Here is an 18,791-nt window from a genome sequence, read left to right on the forward strand (position 1 = left end):
GTGGTGTGGAACACGTACCTACAACACCACCCTCAAGCACTGCCCCGCGTGATACAGCGAAAAACCTGCCTCGTATACACCGGTCCGTAGCCCAGGCACGCTGACCGGGCGGCTGCGTGAGAAGGGCATGGGCAAATCTGCCGCCTGGTCATCGATCAGGAAGTCCGCCATGGCGGCGCCTAGCACGGTGCCCGTAGTATTGCCGCGGCCGTTGTAGCCGGTGACTGCGATTAGCCCGGCCGCAGGCTCATAGAGGCGCATCAGATGGTCGGGCGTGAAGTCGATCGTGCCGGTCCAGTGGCATTCCCATTCAACCTTCCCCAGCGCTGGGAAGTAGTGTCGCTGGATACGGTCGGCCCAACTGCGTACGAACCACGCCGGCTTATTGTCCAGCCGGCCCAGGCTGCCCAGGAGCAAGCGGCCCTGGTCATCGCGACGGATGCTGCTCAGCACCATGCGGGTGTCCCAGGACCCTTGGGCATGGGGCAGGATGTCGTGGGCAGCGCCACTGTCCAAAGGCACGGACGCCACTTGCAAGTAGTAGCCACGGAAGTAGTTATTTCGCAGCGCGTTCCAGTCGCCCTCGGTATAGGCACCTGTGGACATCACTACCTTGTCGGCTTCGACGCTACCTGTGGCCGTGCGCACCCGCCAGCCAAAGCCTTCACGCTCGAGGCCTGTGACAGGGCTGTCCTGGTACAGGGTGCCGCCTAACCGTTCCACGGTAACCGCCAGGCCGCGGGTATAGGCCATCGGGTTGATTGTGCCTGCTCGGTGATCTAGCAGTGCGGCAGACACTTTGTCCGTACCGCAATAAGTTTGGCATCGAGCGCCGGTGAGCAGCTCCACGGGCGCCCCACGGCGGCTCCATTGGGCCTGGCGCTCTTTCAGGTCTGCTACACCGTTGGCGTTGTGCGCCATGTGCAGCGTGCCCTGGTGGTGCGCCTGGCACTCAATGCCATGGCGCGCGATGGTCTCGAATACCCGCGCAGGCGCTTCGCCTAATACGTGATTGAGGCGCTGCCCCACCTGAGTGCCCAAGGTCTCTTCCACTTCATCCGGTTTGATCCAGGTGCCTGCATTGACCAGGCCAACGTTACGACCGGACCCGCCGTGCCCTATGCGGTGGGCGTCCATCAGCACCACCTGATAACCGCGCTCCAGCAAACGGATCGCGGCACTCAAGCCCGTGATACCACCGCCAATCACGCACACTTGCGTGCGCACGTCGGCCGTCAACGGGCAGGCTGGCGCTGCCGCTGGTACTACACGTTCCCACACACAATCCTGGCTCAAGGGGCGAGGCGGCATCGCAAGCTCTCTGGGTAGGGGGTATCAGTCGAACACAATCCCTTGGGCCAGTGGCAGCTCGCGGGAATAATTCACAGTGTTGGTCTGACGTCGCATGTAGGCACGCCACGCGTCGGAGCCCGACTCACGACCGCCGCCGGTTTCCTTCTCGCCACCAAACGCACCACCGATTTCCGCACCGCTGGTGCCGATGTTCACGTTGGCGATACCACAATCGCTACCTGAAGCACTCTGGAAGCGTTCGGCTTCACGCAGGTCAGTGGTGAAAATGCAGGAGCTGAGCCCCTGAGGCACTTCGTTGTTCAGGGCCAGCGCCTGCTCGAACTCGTCATATGCCATCACGTAGAGAATGGGCGCGAACGTCTCGTGGCGTACCACAGCGCTTTGGCCAGGCATGTCCACCAGCGCAGGGGCTACATACCAGGCGTCAGGGTAGTGCGCTTCAAGCTGACGCTCGCCGCCAAATACTTGGCCGCCCTCTTCCTTGGCGCGGGCAAGGGCCTCTTGCATGGCCTGGAAGGCGCTCTTGTCGATCAGTGGCCCTACCAGGTTGTTGTCCCGTGGGTCGCCAATGCGCACTTTGCCGTAGGCTGCCTTGACCCGTGCGACCACGTCATCCTTGATGGAGCGGTGAACGATCAACCGACGCAGCGTGGTGCAACGTTGGCCTGCCGTGCCAACGGCCGAAAACAGAATGCCCCGTACGGCCAGGTCCAGGTCTGCGCTCGGTGCCAGGATCATTGCGTTGTTGCCGCCCAGCTCCAGCAGGCTGCGGCCGAAGCGTGACGCCACGCGTGGGCCTACCTCGCGGCCCATGCGAGTGCTGCCGGTGGCGCTGACCAAGGCCACACGTGGGTCGTCAACCAAGGCTTCGCCAGCCTCGCGCCCGCCTACAATCACCTGCGCCAGCCCGGCTGGGGCCTCACCGAAACGCTTGAGGGCTTCATCGAACAGTGCCTGGGACGCCAGCGCGGTGAGCGGCGTTTTTTCGGAAGGCTTCCACACCACGGTATTGCCGCACACCAGCGCCAACGCGGTGTTCCAGGCCCAGACCGCCACGGGGAAGTTGAACGCGCTAATGACGCCGACCACGCCCAACGGGTGCCAGGTTTCGCGCATATGATGGCCTGGCCGCTCGGAGGCGATGGTCAAACCGTAGAGTTGGCGAGAGAGGCCCACGGCAAAATCGCAGATGTCGATCATTTCCTGCACTTCGCCCAGGCCTTCCTGGGTTATTTTGCCGGCTTCCACGGATACCAGCTCCCCCAACGCGGCCTTGTGCTCACGCAGCACTTCGGCGAATAACCGAATCAACTCGCCACGGCGGGGCGCCGGTACGTTACGCCACACCAGAAACGCCTCGTGGGCCTGACCAATGGCCGCTTGGGTTTGGGCCTTATCTTGCAGGGAAACAGCGCCCAGTTGGCTGCCGTCAATGGGGGTGTGCACAGGGTGCGCCCCGTCCCGATACGCTGAGGCAGGGACACCCAGGCGCTCTAGCAAGCCGTCAATCATGTAAATGCTCCGGAAGTTAAACCGCGATGCAAGGATAGTCGCCGTGCCAAGGGTTGCACCTCAAGCGAGGATTTGGCAGCACATCATTCCTTGTCGGAATGACGCTCGATGGTTACCAATGCCAACCGCGTGACCGGTGCTATTCACGAAACACAGGAATGACCCTGGGACTTTTTTTCGCTTGCCTGTAGGCAGCGGTGCCCGCTTATATAGCCGTGCCCACCTACGTCAAGGAGCCCCTCATGCCTTCCTCTGGTTTCGCCCGCCCGGACAGCATCCGCGCGCAGTTTTCACGTGCCATGTCCACTATGTACCGCGCCGAAGTGCCGCTGTACGGGGACCTATTGAAACTGGTTGCGCAGGTGAACCAGGCCACACTGTCAGCCCAGCCGGCACTGGCCGATGCCCTGCGCGAAGGCGGTGACCTAGACAGGCTCGATGAAGAACGGCATGGGGCTATTCGCGTAGGCACCGCGCAAGAATTGGCTACCCTGGCCAGGCTGTTTGCTGTCATGGGCATGGAGCCGGTGGGGTACTACGACCTGTCCTCGGCGGGCGTGCCTGTTCATTCCACGGCATTTCGGGCGGTGCATGAGGACAGCCTCAAGGTCAGCCCCTTCCGGGTGTTCACCTCCCTCCTGCGCCTTGAGTTGATTGACGACCCTGCGCTTCGAGACATGGCCGGGCGCCTGCTGGCCAGTCGGCGTATCTTTACCCCCACTGCCTTGGCACTGGTCGCGCGCCACGAAACGCAAGGCGGCCTTACGCCTAGCGAAGCGGAAACGTTCGTCACCGAAGCACTCGAAACCTTCCGCTGGCACCAACAGGCGACCGTCAGCCGGGCGCAGTATGAGCAGCTCAATGGCCAGCACCGCCTGATTGCCGACGTGGTGGCGTTTAAAGGGCCGCACATCAATCACCTGACGCCTCGTACCTTGGACATCGATCAGGCACAGCACCTGATGCCCACCCGTGGCATCGACCCCAAGGCGGTGATCGAAGGGCCGCCGGCCAGGCAGCAACCGATACTGCTTCGCCAAACCAGCTTCAAGGCCCTGGAGGAAACGGTAGCGTTCAGCGGTACTGATGGCACGGTTCAAGGCGCTCACAGTGCCCGCTTCGGTGAAATCGAACAGCGCGGCGCAGCCCTCACGCCCGCCGGCCGAGCCCTGTACGACCAACTATTGGACAAGGCCCGCTCAGGCCTCGAAGGCGTACCGGCCGAACGTGACCCGCAGCGTTACGGTGCGCTGCTGCACACCGCGTTCGAGGCCTTTCCCGATGACGCCGAGCAGATGCGCAGCCAGGGCCTGGCGTGGTTCCGCTACCGGCCCACGGCCCAAGGCCTGGCCCGAGGCGGCCAGGATCGTACGCTGGATGCCTTAGTGGCGGCCGGCGATGTGGCCTGTGAGCCAATCGTGTACGAAGATTTTTTACCGGTGAGTGCTGCGGGGATCTTCCAATCCAACTTGGGCGATCAGGCGCGCAGCGACTACGGGAGCAATGCCAACCGCGAACAGTTCGAGCACGCCTTGGGGCGGCCAGTGATCGACGAGATGGCCCTGTACGCCCTTACCCAACAGCGCTCTTTGGACACGTGCGCCGCGCTGTTGGGTGTTGAACGGAGCTAAGCCCTCAGCCCCGCACGCGGAAGCGATCTACTTCACGGTTCAGGTCGGCGGCCAGGGTTTCGAGGTCGCGTGCGGTCACCGCAAGGTTGGACACCACTTCGCGTTGCTCGCTGTTGGCGGAGGCAATGCTCTGCAGGTTGCTGCTCAACAGGGTCGCCGTTTCGCTCTGCTCCTGGGTCGCGGTAGAGATAGCGGCAAATTGCTGACCCGCCATGCGGCTTTGCTCATCGATACGGGAAAGTGCATCAGCCACACGTGCATTACGCGCCAGCCCTTCCTGCATCAGCGTGTTGCCCTGCTCCATGGTCTGGATCGCCTGGCCGGTTTGCTGCTGGATGCTGGCAATCATTGACGAGATTTCGTCTGTGGCCTGACGCGTGCGCGAGGCCAGGCTGCGCACCTCATCGGCAACCACCGCGAACCCACGGCCTTGCTCACCGGCCCTGGCTGCTTCAATGGCCGCGTTCAGCGCCAGCAGATTGGTCTGCTCGGCAATGGACGTGATCACGCCTACGATGCCGCCGATTTCCTGCGAGCGCTGGCCCAGCGTATCGATCACCTTGGCGGTATCGCTAAGGGCACCGGCAATTTGCTCCAGGGAGGATGAAGCCTGCTCCATCGAGGTACGGCCAGTACGGGTGTGCTCGGCGTTCTGTTGGGCAACGCGCTCGGTTTCGCTCATGTTGTCGGCAATGTTCAGGGAGGTGGCGCTGAACTCCTCTACGGCACCGGCCATGCTGGTGATTTCGCCGCTTTGGTGTTCCATGCCGTCGTAAGCGCCCGAGGACAGCCCGGACAGCGCCTGGGCGCGGTCACTCACCTGCCCGGCCGCTGTACGAATATGACGCACCATGGTGGCCAAGGCATCGCCCATCTGGTTGAAGCTGCGTGCCAATTGGGCAATTTCATCGTTACCGGCGACTACCAAGCGCGCTTCCAGATCACCGGCGCCCAACGCTTCGGCCTGGCGTACCAAATCACCCAACGGCTTGAGCCGACGGCGTAGCAGTACCATGGCCGCGACGACTGCCAGGACCGTTGCCAGCAAGCTACCTAATACCAGCTTGGTGCCCACATTCCAGGTGACTTCGCGCAGCTCTTCGAGTGGCATGGTCGCTACGACATTCCAGGGGCCCTGTGCGAACGGTACGGCTACGGAGTAGTACTCGCTCTCACCATCGCTCCAGAAACGGCCTTTCTTGTTGTCGGCGCTTTCATCAGGAATAGCCTTGGCTGCGACATCCAGGTGCTTCACGCCTGCCGGAGGCACCAGCCACTGATGTTGAGCGTCCAGTAAGGCCAGGGAGCCGCTGGCGCCGATGCGGAACTGCGCCAGGTTCGTGAACTGTGTCTTTTGCGCGTCGGTGTAATCGAAGCCTACGAACAACACGGCAATCACTTTGCCGCCGGCATCACGCACCGGGGTGTATTGGGTCATGAAGTTGCGCCCAAACAGCGCGGCCGCCCCCACATAGTTTTGCCCTGCCAGCAGGCGCTGGTAAGCCGGGCTGGCATGGTCGAGCTGAGTGCCGATGGCGCGACTGCCGTCCTGCTTGGTGACCGACGTGCTGATGCGTACGAAGTCATCGCCACTGCGTACGAAGACGGTGGCAACCCCTGCGGTCATTTTACGGAAGTCATCCACCTCGCTCAGGTTGTTGTTCAGTACCTCATCGCCCAGCCACAGGCCAGGAGTTGAGGTGCCGGAGATGGTCACCGGTGCCTCTGGATGCACGCTCAGCCCTTCAGCGAAACGGGACTCGAACAACCCGCTCAGGCGCTGCGTGCTTTCACGCAGGGTGCTATGGAAGGTATCGAGTTGATCAGACAACAACCGCGCTTCGCTGGCCATGTGCTGCTCACGGGTCGTGAGGTTGGCCTGGTCAAGGGAGCGCAGGGCAAACGCCGTACTCCCGCTGATAACCACGACCAGTACAAAGGCTATTGCAATGCCAAGCTGCTTGGCGATTAAAGCGCGGGGTTGAGTCATGCTAGCTCCAGACGTATACCGAACGCGCCAGCTTCAAACCTCCGGCGCGTATTAAAAGAACTGGATCCTGGCTATCGGATCCCTGTCCAAGAGTTCGGCGGCAACGGCTTTTACTTGAGCAAGGCGCCAGGTTATTTCACCCCGCTAGCGCAAAAGCGTAACCGCCGGCAGTTGCATCGTGGCCGCTTCGGTTCGCAGGAAGTCACTGAGCCTGTGGATACGTTCGTTGCCAGGTCGCGTACTGGGCCATACCAGATAGTAGCTCTCCCCACTGGCAACCGCTGTGGGCCACGGCAAGCTCAAGCGGCCCGCCGCGACATCTTCGGCCACCATCAACAGGTCGCCGATGGATACTCCATAGCCTCGCGCCGCAGCGATCATGCCTAACTCAAGGGTGTCGAACACTTGGCCGCCGCTGAGCGCAATGTGCCCATCCAAGCCCATGTGGCGCAGCCAACTGCGCCAATCACGGCGGTCGGGGGTGGGGTGAAGCAGCTCGGCGCGCGCCAGCCGGTTGGCATCCCAAGGCGCCTGGCTGCCCAGCTCCGGGCCGCCGACTGGGATCAGCAACTCATCGAACAGCCAGGTGGCTTCCCAGTCTTGTGGAAAATTACCGTTGCTCAGCAGCACGGCGCAGTCAAAGGGCTCCAGGTTGAAATCCACCGCATCCACGTCCATCCAAGCGCTGGTGAGCTGCACCTCGTTGCCACTCTGCAAATGACGGAAACGGCTGAGCCGCGCCAACAGCCAGCGCATGGTCAGGGTGGAGGGTGCTTTCATCCTCAGAATGCCATCCTCCGCCGCCAAGGCAGCGCAAGCTTGCTCCAGCGACGAAAACCCTTCCCGGATACCCGGCAGAATCAACCGCGCCGACTCGCTTAACGCAAGGCTACGGCCCGCGCGCAGAAACAGCCGGCAACCAAAATAGTCTTCCAGCGTGCGTATGTGACGGCTGACCGCGCTTTGAGTAATGGACAACTCTTCTGCGGCGCGGGTGAAAGAGCAATGCCGCGCCGCCGCTTCGAAGGCGCGCAAGGCATAGAGCGGTGGCAGTCGACGCGCCATGGATACCAAACCCCGTAACGAACAGGAAACAGCATGAGTAAAACTCATGCCAGTGATCGCTATTATCCTTTTGTTGAAGGACGGTTCAAGGCGCAGAATCGCGGTTTCGACTCATACTTGTCCTGCCCATGCCTTTAACTGCCCGCTCCGAAATCAATGCCCTGCTGCGCTTGGCCGGGCCGCTGGTCGCCTCGCAATTGGCCCACATGCTGATGATCCTTACCGACACCGTGATGATGGTACGCCTCGGCCCCGAGGCGCTGGCCGGGGGCAGTTTGGGTGCTGCCAGCTACTCGTTCGTGTCCATCTTCTGCATCGGCGTGATTGCCGCGGTGGGCACATTGGTTTCCATCCGCCATGGCGCCGCCGACACGGCGGGCGTGACCCGGCTCACTCAGGCAGGGTTATGGCTGGCCTGGGGGCTGGCACTGGTTGGCGGTCTGTTGTTGTGGAACCTACCGCCCCTACTGGTGCGCTTGGGCCAAACCCCGGAAAACGTCGCCGCAGCCAGTGAATTCCTGAAGGTACTGGCCTTTGCTCTGCCCGGCTCGCTCAGTTTCATGGCGCTTAGAGGGTTTACCAGTGCAGTGGGCAATGCCACGCCAGTGATGGTCATCAGCGTAGGCGCTACCCTGCTCAACCTGGTGCTGAACCTGGCCCTGATCGACGGCTGGCTTGGGCTGCCGTCGTTGGGGCTGGCGGGTATCGGGTTGGTCACCGCCACCGTGGCCACCTTGATGGGGTTGACCCTGGCCTATTACCTCAACCATCAGCAAAGTTTTGCAGCGTATCCGTTTCTGACGGGGCTTATGCGGCCATGCACCACGTCACTCAGAGAGCTGTGGCGCCTGGGCCTGCCGATCGGCGGCACCTATGCAGTAGAAGTGGGGCTGTTTGCCTTCGCGGCACTGTGCATGGGCAACATGGGGCAAACCCCACTGGGCGCTCATCAGATTGCCGTGCAGATCATCTCGGTGGCGTTCATGGTGCCCGCCGGATTGTCCTATGCCGTCACCTTGCGTATTGGCCGCCACTACGGCGCCGGCCACGTAGGCCAAGTGCTCAAGGCTGGGCGGATCGGTATTGGCTTCAGCGCAGCCATTATGTTGAGCTTTTCACTGGTGTTATGGCTGGTACCCGAACGCTTGATAGGCCTCTTCATCGAGGGGCAGGACCCTGCCTTCGCCGATATTTTCGCCTTGGCCCTGCGTCTGCTCGCGGTAGCGGCGTGGTTTGAGCTGTTCGATGGCGTGCAAACCGTAGCCATGGGCGCCATCCGGGGCTTAAAAGACGCGCGCCTGACCTTCCTGGTGGGCTTGGCCTGTTACTGGGTGATAGGCGCGCCTGCTGCGTGGCTGCTGGGGTTTGAGCTCAACCAGGGCGCGGTCGGGGTGTGGTGGGGCCTGGCGCTTGGTCTGGCATGCGCGGCCATTAGCCTCACGGTCGCGTTCGAGATAAAAATGAAGCGCTTGAGCCCACCTATCAGCACAACTCATGCCGTAAACCTGGAGGCGCAGGGGTAGCGATCAATCGGCGGCGTTGGCAGGTAGGCGCCTTAGGCCAGGCTGCGCTGGGCATTGGCCCGTTGCTGGGCTTGCAAGTACATCAGCAGCAAGGGCAACGGTAAGGGGCGGCTGATTAAAAACCCTTGTACCTGGCTACAGCCGTAGGCTTGCAGCTCGCTCAGTTGCTGCTTGGTTTCCACGCCCTCTGCCACCACTTGCAGGCCAAGGTTGTGGGCCAGGTTGACCATGGCTTTCACCAATTGCCGGCTTTCTGCACGCGCATCCATGTTGGCCACGAAACTGCGGTCGATCTTCAGCAGGGCGATGGGTAAGTTGCTCAGGTGTACGAACGATGAAAACCCTGTGCCAAAATCATCCAGAGAGAAGCGCACCCCCAACCGCCCCAAGGCGTCCATCGTATGACGCACCTGATCGTTGCGGCGCATCACCGCTGTTTCAGTCAGCTCGAACTCCAGCCAACTGGCGTCGATGGCTCGCTCGGTAATCAACCGCTTGAGCGTGCTGAGCAGTTGGCTGTCTTGAAATTGCCGGAAGGACAGGTTCACGGCCATATGCAGCGGAGCTATGCCGGCCTGCAACAAATGCTGCATGTCTTCCAGGGCGCGTGACAACACCCAATAGCCCAGCGGCACGATAAGCCCGCTTTGTTCGGCTAGCGGGATGAATTCACTGGGCGGCAGCAACCCGCGTTCACTGTGCCGCCAGCGCACCAGTGCCTCTAGCCCAACGATCTGCTGCCCTTGTAAATCCAGGCGTGGCTGGTAATGCAGTTCAAACTCATCACGACGCAGGGCTCGGCGCAGCTCCCCTTCCAAATCGGCCACGCTACGCGCATGCCGGTTGATCCGTTCGTTGAAGACATGGAAGGTACAGCCTTGGACGTTCTTGGCCTGGCGCATGGCGATATGGGCATGCCACATCAGCGGGTCGGGGTCGATACGCAGGTGGCCGTGGGCAATGCCCAGGCTACAGCCGATCAACAGGCTTTCGCCATCGACCCAGTAAGGATCGCCCAAGGCCTCTACGATACGCTCGGCCAGGCGCTCAGCGCGCTGAGGGTCGCGACGCGTATCGATCAGTAGCGCAAATTCATCCCCGCCCAGCCGGGCCAGTTGGTCCCCTGGCGCCAGCTGGGCCTTCACCCTGGCCACGACCTGCAAGATCAAGCGGTCACCTGCCTGGTACCCCAGGCAATCGTTGGCATGGCGGAAGTTGTCCAGGTCCAGGTGGCCGAGGGCGAGGCCACGCCCATCGTCCCCTGCCAGACGCGCCGCCAACAGCGTGAGGAAGCCCTGGCGGTTGGCGATACCGGTGAGGGTGTCCAGGTCGGTGAGTCGCTGAAGGGTCGTCAGTAGCGCGTTGCGCTCGCGCACATGGCGCAGGCAGCGCCGTAAACCATCAGCGTTGAAGGCCTGGCGCACCAGCCAGTCACTGACGCCGACAGGGGTATCCTCGGGCTCTTGATCCAGCAGCAATACCTGTGGCCAGGCACACCGCCCGGCCGGGGGCTGTGCATCGGGGCTGGCCAGCACCACCAGCAAGCCTTCCTGCTCGGTCAATGGGCCGTCCCATGGCGCGCCCCACTCAGGCGCGCAAGTGATCGTGCAGGTATCGCCGAGGGACGGTAGACACTCCCGTAATGCCGCCTCCCAATCCTGAGATCCAATAAGCAGCAGCCGCATGGGTTCGGTGAGCGTAGACAAGCAGGCTCCTTAAGGGCATGACGAAGCAGCAAACAAAGCGCCTAGCGCCAGCCGCCGTTTGGGGTAGCCATGCGCTGTCGCAGGCCATCCGCACCGGTCACGCTGTACAACTTCGAAGACACGTACAAGCAAAGTAACAAATTTTCCAAAAAAACATAGAGGGCAGAGAGACGGTTACGGCAGATAACGCCCGGCCTGCTAAAATGCGCGACCTTTTTATAACCCCTCGGGTACCTATGTCTCGGCTCAACCCCAGGCAGCAAGAGGCCGTGAACTATGTGGGTGGCCCCCTGCTGGTGCTGGCCGGCGCGGGTTCTGGCAAGACCAGCGTCATCACCCGCAAGATCGCCTACTTGGTGCAACAGTGCGGCATGCGCGCGCAGTACATCGTCGCCGTGACCTTTACCAACAAAGCCGCCCGTGAAATGAAAGAGCGGGTCACCAGCCTGCTGCGCGGCAGCGAAGGCCGAGGCCTCACGGTATCTACGTTCCATAACCTGGGCCTTAACATCATCCGCAAAGAGTACGCACGGTTGGGCTACAAGCCGGGGTTCTCGATCTTCGACGAGGGCGATATCAAAGCCCTGCTGACGGACATCATGCAAAAGGAGTATGCCGGCGACGACGGTGCGGACGATATCAAGCACATGATTGGCGGCTGGAAGAACGACCTGGTGCTGCCACCTGAGGCCCTGGCCAATGCCCGCAACCCAAAGGAGCAAACGGCCGCCGTCGTCTATGCCGCCTACCAACGTACGCTCAAGGCTTACAACGCGCTGGACTTCGACGACCTGATACTCCTGCCGGTCAAGCTGTTCCAGGAGCACGCAGACATCCTGGAAAAATGGCAAAACCGTGTGCGCTACCTGTTGGTGGATGAGTACCAGGACACTAACGCCAGCCAGTACCTGCTGGTGAAACAGCTGATCGGTACTCGTCATCAGTTCACCGTGGTAGGCGACGACGACCAGTCAATCTATGCGTGGCGAGGGGCAAGGCCCGAAAACCTGATGCTGCTCAAAGAGGATTACCCCTCACTCAAGGTGGTGATGCTTGAGCAGAACTACCGCTCCACCAGCCGCATCCTGCGCTGCGCCAACACCCTGATCGCCAACAACCCCCATGCGTTCGAGAAGCAGCTGTGGAGTGAAATGGGCCATGGCGATGAGATCCGGGTCATTCGCTGCAAGAACGAGGACGCCGAAGCCGAGCGCGTGGCCATGGAGATCCTCACCTTACACCTGCGCACCGACCGCCCCTACTCCGACTTCGCCATCCTGTATCGGGGCAACTACCAGGCCAAGCTGATCGAGCTAAAGCTCCAGCATCACCAGGTCCCCTACCGGCTCAGTGGCGGTACCAGCTTCTTCGCCCGGCAGGAGGTAAAAGACTTGATGTCGTACTTCCGCCTGCTGGTAAACCCCGATGACGATAACGCCTACCTGCGGGTGATTAACGTACCCCGGCGGGAGATCGGCTCCACTACCCTGGAAAAACTCGGCAATTATGCCACCGAGCGGCGCGTGTCCATGTACACCGCCAGCGCCGAGCTAGGCCTGGGCGAACACCTCGACACTCGCTTCGTTGACCGGCTGCAGCGCTTCAAGCGCTGGATGGATGGCGTACGCCACAACGTGACGCAAAGCGACCCTATTGCGGCGCTGCGTACGATGGTGACAGACATCGATTACGAAAACTGGATACGCCAGAACAGCTCCAGTGACAAAGCCGCTGAGTACCGGATCGGTAACGTCTGGTTTTTAATCGAAGCGCTGAAAAACACCCTCGAAAAAGACGAGGACGGCGACATGACCATTGAGGACGCCATCGGCAAGTTAGTGCTGCGCGACATGCTGGAGCGTCAGCAAGAGGAAGAAGAAGGCGCCGATGGCGTGCAAATGATGACCTTGCACGCGTCCAAGGGGCTGGAGTTCCCGTATGTGTTCATCATGGGCATGGAAGAAGAAATCCTGCCCCACCGCTCCAGCATCGAGGCCGACACTATCGAAGAGGAGCGGCGCCTGGCGTACGTTGGTATTACCCGCGCCCGCCAAACCCTGGCCTTTACCTTCGCGGCCAAACGCAAGCAATACGGTGAAATCATCGACTGCTCGCCTAGCCGCTTTCTGGACGAACTGCCCCCCGACGACCTGGCGTGGGAAGGTTTGCAAGACACCCCCGTGGAGGTTAAAGCCGCCCGGGGTAACCATGCACTGGCCGATATCCGCGCCATGCTCAAGCGTTGAGACGAGGAACCCCTGTGCAAGCCTTGCATGCCAAGATTCGAGAAGAAGGGATCGTGCTGTCCGATCAGGTACTGAAGGTAGATGCCTTCCTCAACCACCAGATCGACCCTGCCCTGATGCACGCCATTGGCGAAGAGTTCGCCCGCCGTTTTGAGGGCCTGGGTATCACCAAGATCGTCACGCTGGAAGCCTCAGGTATCGCCCCGGCAGTCATGACAGGCCTCTGCCTGGGGGTGCCTGTGATCTTCGCGCGCAAGCACGCGTCCCTCACCCTGACCGAGCACCTGCTAACGGCTTCGGTGTACTCGTTCACCAAGCAGACCGAAAGCACCGTGGCCGTCTCGCCTCGTCACCTGAACCAGGATGATCGTGTGCTGATCATCGATGACTTCCTGGCCAACGGGCGTGCCTCCCAGGCACTGATCTCTATCATTCACCAAGCCAACGCGGCCGTGGTAGGCATCGGCATTGTGATCGAAAAATCCTTTCAGAGCGGCCGCGCCCAGCTCGATGAGCAGGGTTACCGGGTTGAGTCCTTGGCGCGGGTGGCATCGCTGGCAGGCGGTGAGGTGGCTTTTTTGCAGGAGTAAGGGCTGCACAGGGCGGCCCACTAGAGGTGCGGCGCGCTATTAGCGCGATGACTTTATGTTGACCAGTTTTCCATCAATGAACTTAAGCTCATAGGTAGCGCCATTTCTTGGCCCGTATACCCACCGCTCGATCGCAGCGGCATGATTGTGCTTGGCCCGAGGTTGGCGTTGAACCGCGGGAAGGACCTCCCGGTGTGCAGGTGTACCGCAGGCCTGCTCCACCTTGTAGGTAGAGCTGCCTTCTGAAACCAAGGCGGTTCCGCAGCGCATCGCCGCATACGAAGGGCTGTGGACGCCCGCCAAGGCAAGGACAGCGAGGAAAAATCCTAGTGTTTTTAGAGACATAGCCGGAAGATTTATGGTTCGCCCCGTCATTTTTGGTAGGCCTCAAGGCTTACCTGTTCCCAAGCAGTAAACATGGCTCGATAGGCCTTGATCCATACCAAATATATCTGCGACGGATTTTCTTCCCAGCGCCGTTCAATTGAACGACCCGTGCATTGTCGACGCCCTGAAGGAGACCTTATGCGTTCACGCCTCTGGCTACTGCTGCTGTTGCTGTCCAGCGTGTCCAGCCACGCCCATGCTACCGTGATAATCGAACAGGCGCCGCCGCCATTGCGTTTTGAAGCACCACCCCCGCCTCGCATGGGCTATGCCTGGGACCGTGGCCACTGGACCTGGGACGGCCGGCGCTACCTGTGGGTCGGGGGCCGTTGGGTAATAAGCCGTCCTGGTGCGGTCTGGGTGCCAGGTCACTGGCGAGCCCGCGGCCCCAGTTGGCGGTGGATGCCAGGCCATTGGCGGGGTTGAACCAATCCATGGCCGGTAGTCTGATCTCATGTCCCGTTGATACGCGATGGCGGATATTACCAAGGCAGGCACTGTGAGCGACCAGGATCCAGACCTTGAGTTGCTTCGTCAGGTGGCAGATAACAATCCGAGGGCCGTCGAACAGATGGTTGCGCGCAAGCTGCCGCGCCTGCTGTCCTTGGCTAACAGGCTGCTGGGCGATATGCATGAAGCCGAAGACGTCGCCCAAGAGAGCTTCTTGCGAGTTTGGAAACACGCAGCCGGCTGGCGCACGGGGGAGGCCCGCTTCGATACCTGGTTGCATCGGGTAGCGCTGAACCTGTGCCATGACCGCCTGCGTCGACGCCGAGAACAGCCATTGCTCAATGAGCACCTGACACTGGCCGATGATGCCGCCACCCCAGAGCGCGCCCTGGCGGATAACCACAAGCGTCATGTAATGACGCGCGCCCTGGCGGCACTGCCGCCACGGCAACGCGAAGCCTTAGTGCTGCAGTACTATCAGGGGCTGACCAACCGCGAGGCGGCAGCGCTGATGGGCATTGGGGTCGAGGCTCTCGAAAGCCTGTTGGCCCGTGCACGACGTAACATGCGAGGAGTGCTAGTCAGTATTGATGTCGCTCCTGAACAGCGAGGTGAGTTGCCATGACGCCAGACCGTTTTGCCCAGCTCATCAGTGCCTATGGCGCTGACCCACAGCGGTGGCCTGACGCTGAACGGACCGCTGCCGAGGCGCTGCTAGCCCTTGGCGATGTCCACCTCCATGCAGCCCTGGCGGATGCTGCCTGGCTCGATCAGCAGTTGGACCAGCATCCGGTGCCGACCGTAGCCCCGGCTGTGGCGCGGCGTATTGCACAATCAGCGGGCGGGCAGCACCTACGCCCCTGGTGGGGCCATTTGGGCCATTGGTGGTCTTCCGCTGGATTCGTTGGCGCCGCACTGGCCGGCGTGATGGCCGGCATGCTGGTGTGCGCTAACGCCCCGTCGATACCTAACGACGGTTTGCCAAGTGTATTTGATGGCAATGATACCGTTTTCGACCTGCCCAAGGAGTCGCCTGTCCCATGAGCATACTTGCCCACCGGCCCAGGGCGCTGTTGATCACGTCGCTGCTAGTTAACGTGTTTCTCATCGGGGGTATCGCCGGGGCGGGCTACGCGTGGCATCAGCAGACCCATGCCATGCCGCCCAGCCGCCCAGGCCTGCACCGGCTAATAGAGCGCTTGCCGCCCACTCAGCGCGCTAACCTGCAGACGCGATTGGCGCAGACACGGCATGCCAACAACGAACTGATCGTCGCAGGACGCCAGGCGCGACGTGAGGTAATGCTTGAACTGCGCGCCCCCCAGCTCGACAACACCGCATTGGCATCCAGCATGGCAAAGGCCCGTGATGCCGACATCGCTTTGCGCGCTCAAGTAGAGGCCACCCTGGCAGCATTTCTTGGCGGTCTGGCCGAAGACGAGCGACGCTCTATAGCCGCCACCCTTGGCCCAAAGCGGCCAGGCCTGCAAGAAGGACGGAACTGACAAGCGGCACGACGGGTTTTCCTATTTAAGCGCGTTCAAACAGGTACTTCCTGACTGAGGCGCTTGGCGCCCTGAGGACCGCTCTATGATTTCACCCGTCAAGGCGGCGTTTGCCAGCACCCTAATCGCACTGTCTCTTTCTGCCTGCGTAGTTGCACCGGCTCGCCCGAGACGCCCACCGCCATTGGTAGAGGTAACGCCAGCGGTACCAGCCCCTGGCTACCACTGGGCGCGTGGCGACTATCGGTGGCGCGGCGGCCAATGGGTGTGGATGCCCGGACATTGGCGGGTGTATTGAGGCCAGGAGATTATCAATTCAATGATCACTGCTTCTTACCTTGCCCAACAGCGTTTTGGCCTCGGCCCTCGCAGTACGGTGCCATCTGGCGTTGCGAATGACCCTCGTGGCTGGCTGTTAGCACAACTTCTCGCGCAAACGGTGCCAGCGCCCCTGGCTGCTTTCGCGGAACACCCCTGGCCAGCACCTCCAAGCGTGGACCTTGCCCAGCGCAAGGCTGAGCATCAGGCACAGTTCGCCTTATATCGCGAGCAATCTGCCACCCGTTGCTTGGTTCAGGTTCGCAGTGAAACGCCTTTGATCGAACGCCTGCTGTTGTTCTGGAGCAACCACTTCTGTGTATCGGTTAAGGGCCGCCCTGCTCTGCCTGGGCTGGTCAACCGCTATGAAGTAGAAGCGGTGCGCCCGCACCTCACCGGCCGATTCGAAGAGATGCTGCTGGCCAGCGCGCGCCACCCTGCCATGTTGATATACCTGGACAACGCGCGTTCCCTCGGCGACCGCTCACCTGCTGGACGTCGTCGCGGCAAAGGTCTGAATGAGAACTACGGCCGTGAACTGCTGGAACTGCACACCCTTGGGGTGAAGGGTGGCTATAGCCAAGACGACGTCATTGCCCTGGCCCAGATACTCACAGGCTGGTCACTGCAACGCCGCGGCAGCGCGTCGGGTAGCTTTTCCTTTATACCTGCCCTGCATCAACCTGGCCCCAAGACGCTGCTCGGGATGCTTGTCCCCGAAGCAGGCGAAGCCGAGGGCGTCCAAGCGCTGCGACTGCTTGCCCACCATCCGGCCACAGCCCAGCACCTATGTACCAAGCTGGCTACTTATTTTGTGGCCGACCAACCACCTCCAGCGTTGGTGCAACGGCTAACCCGTGCCTGGCGTGACAGCGAGGGCGACCTGCAGGTAGTCACCCGCACACTGATCGAGGCCGACGACGCCTGGACACCCACACTGAAAAAGTTTCGTCCGCCCTATGAGTTCGTCGTGGCCAGCCTGCGTTTAACAAATTTCGAGCCACCATTGTCGCAACTTCTGCAATGGCTCAAGGCTCTGGATGCCCTGCCCTTTCAGGCACCTTCGCCGGCTGGTGAGGAAGACAACACCTTCGCGTGGAGTAGCTCTGACGCCATAACCAGGCGGGTCGACTGGGCCTACCGCCTGGCCCAACGCTTGCCCGCGCTTGAGCGACTGCTGGCATTGGCCGAGCGTGCGCTTGGTCCGCTACTGGACGAGCATGCCCATCAAACCATTGGCGGCGCTGAAAGTGGGAAGGACGCCATGGGCCTCCTGCTTGCCAGCCCTGCGGTTCAACGCCGCTGATTGAGGACTCGACTATGCTCAATAGACGCCGTTTCATGCTAGGTAGTGCGCTGCTAGGGGCCACTAGTCTGCTACCGCTAAGGCTGGCAATGGCCGCTGGCGATAAGCGTCTGATGGTGATCGTACTCCGTGGCGGCATGGACAGCCTGGGCGTGCTAGTGCCCTACACCGATCCGCGTTACGCCGCGTTACGCGGTGATCTGGCCCTTCAACCCGACGCTACCTTACAGCTGGATGACACCTTCGGCCTGCATCCCGCACTGCAACCGTTGCTGTCACTGTGGCAAAACGGTGAATTGGTGTTATTGCCAGCCTGCGCTACCCCCTATCGAGAGCGATCACATTTTGATGCACAAGACGTACTTGAGAGTGGCGCGACCCAACCGCACGGGCTAGAGAGTGGCTGGCTCAATAGAACCTTGGCGGCCCTGCCAGGCGCAAAGGCGATGGCTATCGGCGACAGCGTGCCGTTTATCCTGCGGGGACCGCTGCACAGCGAATCATGGTCGCCCAGTACCTTGCCTCAAGCTAACCAAGACTTCCTCGCCAGGGTCGCGAGAATGTACGCCAACGACGCTTTACTGGCGGGCAGTCTTGACCACGCAACTCGTGGGGCTCAAGTGAACAGTCGTGGCGCACAAGCGTTCACTGCGTTATGCCGGCAAGCAGGTGTGTTCCTGCGCGGCGAGGCGCGTCTGGCCAGCCTCGAACTCGACGGTTGGGATACCCATGTAGGCCAGGGCGCAGAGCGCGGTCGGCTGGGAACGCAGTTGGAGATCCTAGCCCAAGGCATTGTTTCCCTGCGCGAAACCCTCGCTGAGCAGTGGCGCAACACTGCATTACTGGTGGTGACCGAGTTCGGTCGCACCGTTCGCCACAACGGCAGTGGCGGTACTGACCATGGCACCGGCAGCCTTGCGTTATTAGCCAGCGGTAACCTCAAAGGCAGCCGTTGGCTTGGGGATTGGCCAACCTTGGCCAGGCTATATCAGGACCGTGATCTCTACCCTGCCAACGACCTGCGTGCATTGTGCAGTGCAGTACTGACTCAACACTTGGGTCTAAACAACAACGTGGTGGCCGAGCGTGTACTTCCAGGCACGGCGGAGCCGTCTGGCTATGGGCGGCTATTCGGGAGGGCCTGAATAGAGCCATCACATCCGGCAAGAACCTATCAGGCGATGCATTATTAAATACGCCTATGGATTGATTAGTTACCGATTTACTTATTTCCAAAAAACCAGGAGT

16 protein-coding genes are annotated in these 18,791 nt (G+C 61.2%); 10 read left to right on the top strand and 6 right to left on the bottom strand.

Features of this window, described 5'->3' with window-relative positions; translation table 11 throughout:
• Positions 1-18: 18 nt before the first annotated feature.
• Positions 19-1,311 carry an L-pipecolate oxidase gene (gene amaA / locus AC4LE2_RS20495; protein ID WP_491827894.1) on the bottom strand — a complete coding sequence of 431 codons (1,293 nt, stop codon included), beginning with the start codon at positions 1,309-1,311 and terminating at the stop codon, positions 19-21.
• A 24-nt stretch (positions 1,312-1,335) separates the two neighbouring features.
• Positions 1,336-2,826, bottom strand: coding sequence for an L-piperidine-6-carboxylate dehydrogenase (gene amaB / locus AC4LE2_RS20500; protein ID WP_491827895.1), 1,491 nt, complete (start codon positions 2,824-2,826; stop codon positions 1,336-1,338).
• A 242-nt stretch (positions 2,827-3,068) separates the two neighbouring features.
• Here amaB and hglS point away from each other — a divergent pair, with 242 nt between their 5' ends.
• Positions 3,069-4,457, top strand: a complete 1,389-nt coding sequence (hglS, locus tag AC4LE2_RS20505; RefSeq protein ID WP_491827896.1) for a 2-oxoadipate dioxygenase/decarboxylase HglS — start codon at positions 3,069-3,071, stop codon at positions 4,455-4,457.
• A gap of 4 nt (positions 4,458-4,461) precedes the next feature.
• Here hglS and AC4LE2_RS20510 read toward each other — a convergent pair whose 3' ends face one another.
• Complete coding sequence (locus AC4LE2_RS20510) at positions 4,462-6,447, bottom strand: methyl-accepting chemotaxis protein (RefSeq protein WP_491827897.1); 1,986 nt, start codon at positions 6,445-6,447, stop codon at positions 4,462-4,464.
• A gap of 144 nt (positions 6,448-6,591) precedes the next feature.
• Positions 6,592-7,512 carry a LysR substrate-binding domain-containing protein gene (locus tag AC4LE2_RS20515; protein WP_491827898.1) on the bottom strand — a complete coding sequence of 307 codons (921 nt, stop codon included), beginning with the start codon at positions 7,510-7,512 and terminating at the stop codon, positions 6,592-6,594.
• Positions 7,513-7,634: 122 nt separating this feature from the next.
• Between AC4LE2_RS20515 and AC4LE2_RS20520 the strand changes: the two genes are divergently transcribed.
• The gene (locus AC4LE2_RS20520) at positions 7,635-9,035 is read left to right on the top strand and encodes a NorM family multidrug efflux MATE transporter (RefSeq protein WP_491828193.1); all 1,401 of its coding nucleotides are present in this window, start codon (positions 7,635-7,637) and stop codon (positions 9,033-9,035) included.
• Positions 9,036-9,067: 32 nt separating this feature from the next.
• Here AC4LE2_RS20520 and AC4LE2_RS20525 read toward each other — a convergent pair whose 3' ends face one another.
• Positions 9,068-10,741 carry a putative bifunctional diguanylate cyclase/phosphodiesterase gene (locus AC4LE2_RS20525; protein WP_491827899.1) on the bottom strand — a complete coding sequence of 558 codons (1,674 nt, stop codon included), beginning with the start codon at positions 10,739-10,741 and terminating at the stop codon, positions 9,068-9,070.
• Between the two features lie 236 nt (positions 10,742-10,977).
• Here AC4LE2_RS20525 and rep point away from each other — a divergent pair, with 236 nt between their 5' ends.
• Together rep and AC4LE2_RS20535 are read left to right on the top strand one after the other, a co-directional pair.
• A complete protein-coding gene (gene rep / locus AC4LE2_RS20530; RefSeq protein WP_491828194.1) occupies positions 10,978-12,987 on the top strand; it encodes a DNA helicase Rep in 2,010 nt (669 codons plus the stop codon).
• Between the two features lie 14 nt (positions 12,988-13,001).
• The gene (locus tag AC4LE2_RS20535; protein WP_491827900.1) at positions 13,002-13,577 is read left to right on the top strand and encodes a xanthine phosphoribosyltransferase; all 576 of its coding nucleotides are present in this window, start codon (positions 13,002-13,004) and stop codon (positions 13,575-13,577) included.
• Between the two features lie 39 nt (positions 13,578-13,616).
• Here AC4LE2_RS20535 and AC4LE2_RS20540 read toward each other — a convergent pair whose 3' ends face one another.
• Positions 13,617-13,952 (bottom strand): DUF2845 domain-containing protein, encoded by a 336-nt coding sequence (locus tag AC4LE2_RS20540; RefSeq protein WP_491827901.1) that lies wholly within the window; start codon positions 13,950-13,952, stop codon positions 13,617-13,619.
• Positions 13,953-14,102: 150 nt separating this feature from the next.
• Between AC4LE2_RS20540 and AC4LE2_RS20545 the strand changes: the two genes are divergently transcribed.
• From AC4LE2_RS20545 to AC4LE2_RS20570, 6 genes are all read left to right on the top strand, one after another.
• Positions 14,103-14,390 (top strand): YXWGXW repeat-containing protein, encoded by a 288-nt coding sequence (locus tag AC4LE2_RS20545; RefSeq protein ID WP_491827902.1) that lies wholly within the window; start codon positions 14,103-14,105, stop codon positions 14,388-14,390.
• Positions 14,391-14,463: 73 nt separating this feature from the next.
• Positions 14,464-15,039, top strand: a complete 576-nt coding sequence (locus AC4LE2_RS20550) for an RNA polymerase sigma factor (protein WP_491828195.1) — start codon at positions 14,464-14,466, stop codon at positions 15,037-15,039.
• The gene (locus AC4LE2_RS20555; RefSeq protein ID WP_491827903.1) at positions 15,036-15,458 is read left to right on the top strand and encodes a hypothetical protein; all 423 of its coding nucleotides are present in this window, start codon (positions 15,036-15,038) and stop codon (positions 15,456-15,458) included. The genes AC4LE2_RS20550 and AC4LE2_RS20555 overlap by 4 nt, the downstream gene beginning before the upstream one ends.
• On the top strand, positions 15,455-15,919 hold the full coding sequence (locus AC4LE2_RS20560) for a periplasmic heavy metal sensor (protein WP_491827904.1): 465 nt from the start codon (positions 15,455-15,457) through the stop codon (positions 15,917-15,919). The genes AC4LE2_RS20555 and AC4LE2_RS20560 overlap by 4 nt, the downstream gene beginning before the upstream one ends.
• A gap of 319 nt (positions 15,920-16,238) precedes the next feature.
• Positions 16,239-17,543 (top strand): DUF1800 domain-containing protein, encoded by a 1,305-nt coding sequence (locus tag AC4LE2_RS20565; protein WP_491827905.1) that lies wholly within the window; start codon positions 16,239-16,241, stop codon positions 17,541-17,543.
• A gap of 14 nt (positions 17,544-17,557) precedes the next feature.
• Positions 17,558-18,688 carry a DUF1501 domain-containing protein gene (locus tag AC4LE2_RS20570; protein ID WP_491827906.1) on the top strand — a complete coding sequence of 377 codons (1,131 nt, stop codon included), beginning with the start codon at positions 17,558-17,560 and terminating at the stop codon, positions 18,686-18,688.
• Positions 18,689-18,791: the final 103 nt, after the last annotated feature.

This window comes from Pseudomonas sp. 9.3L, assembly GCF_058536285.1.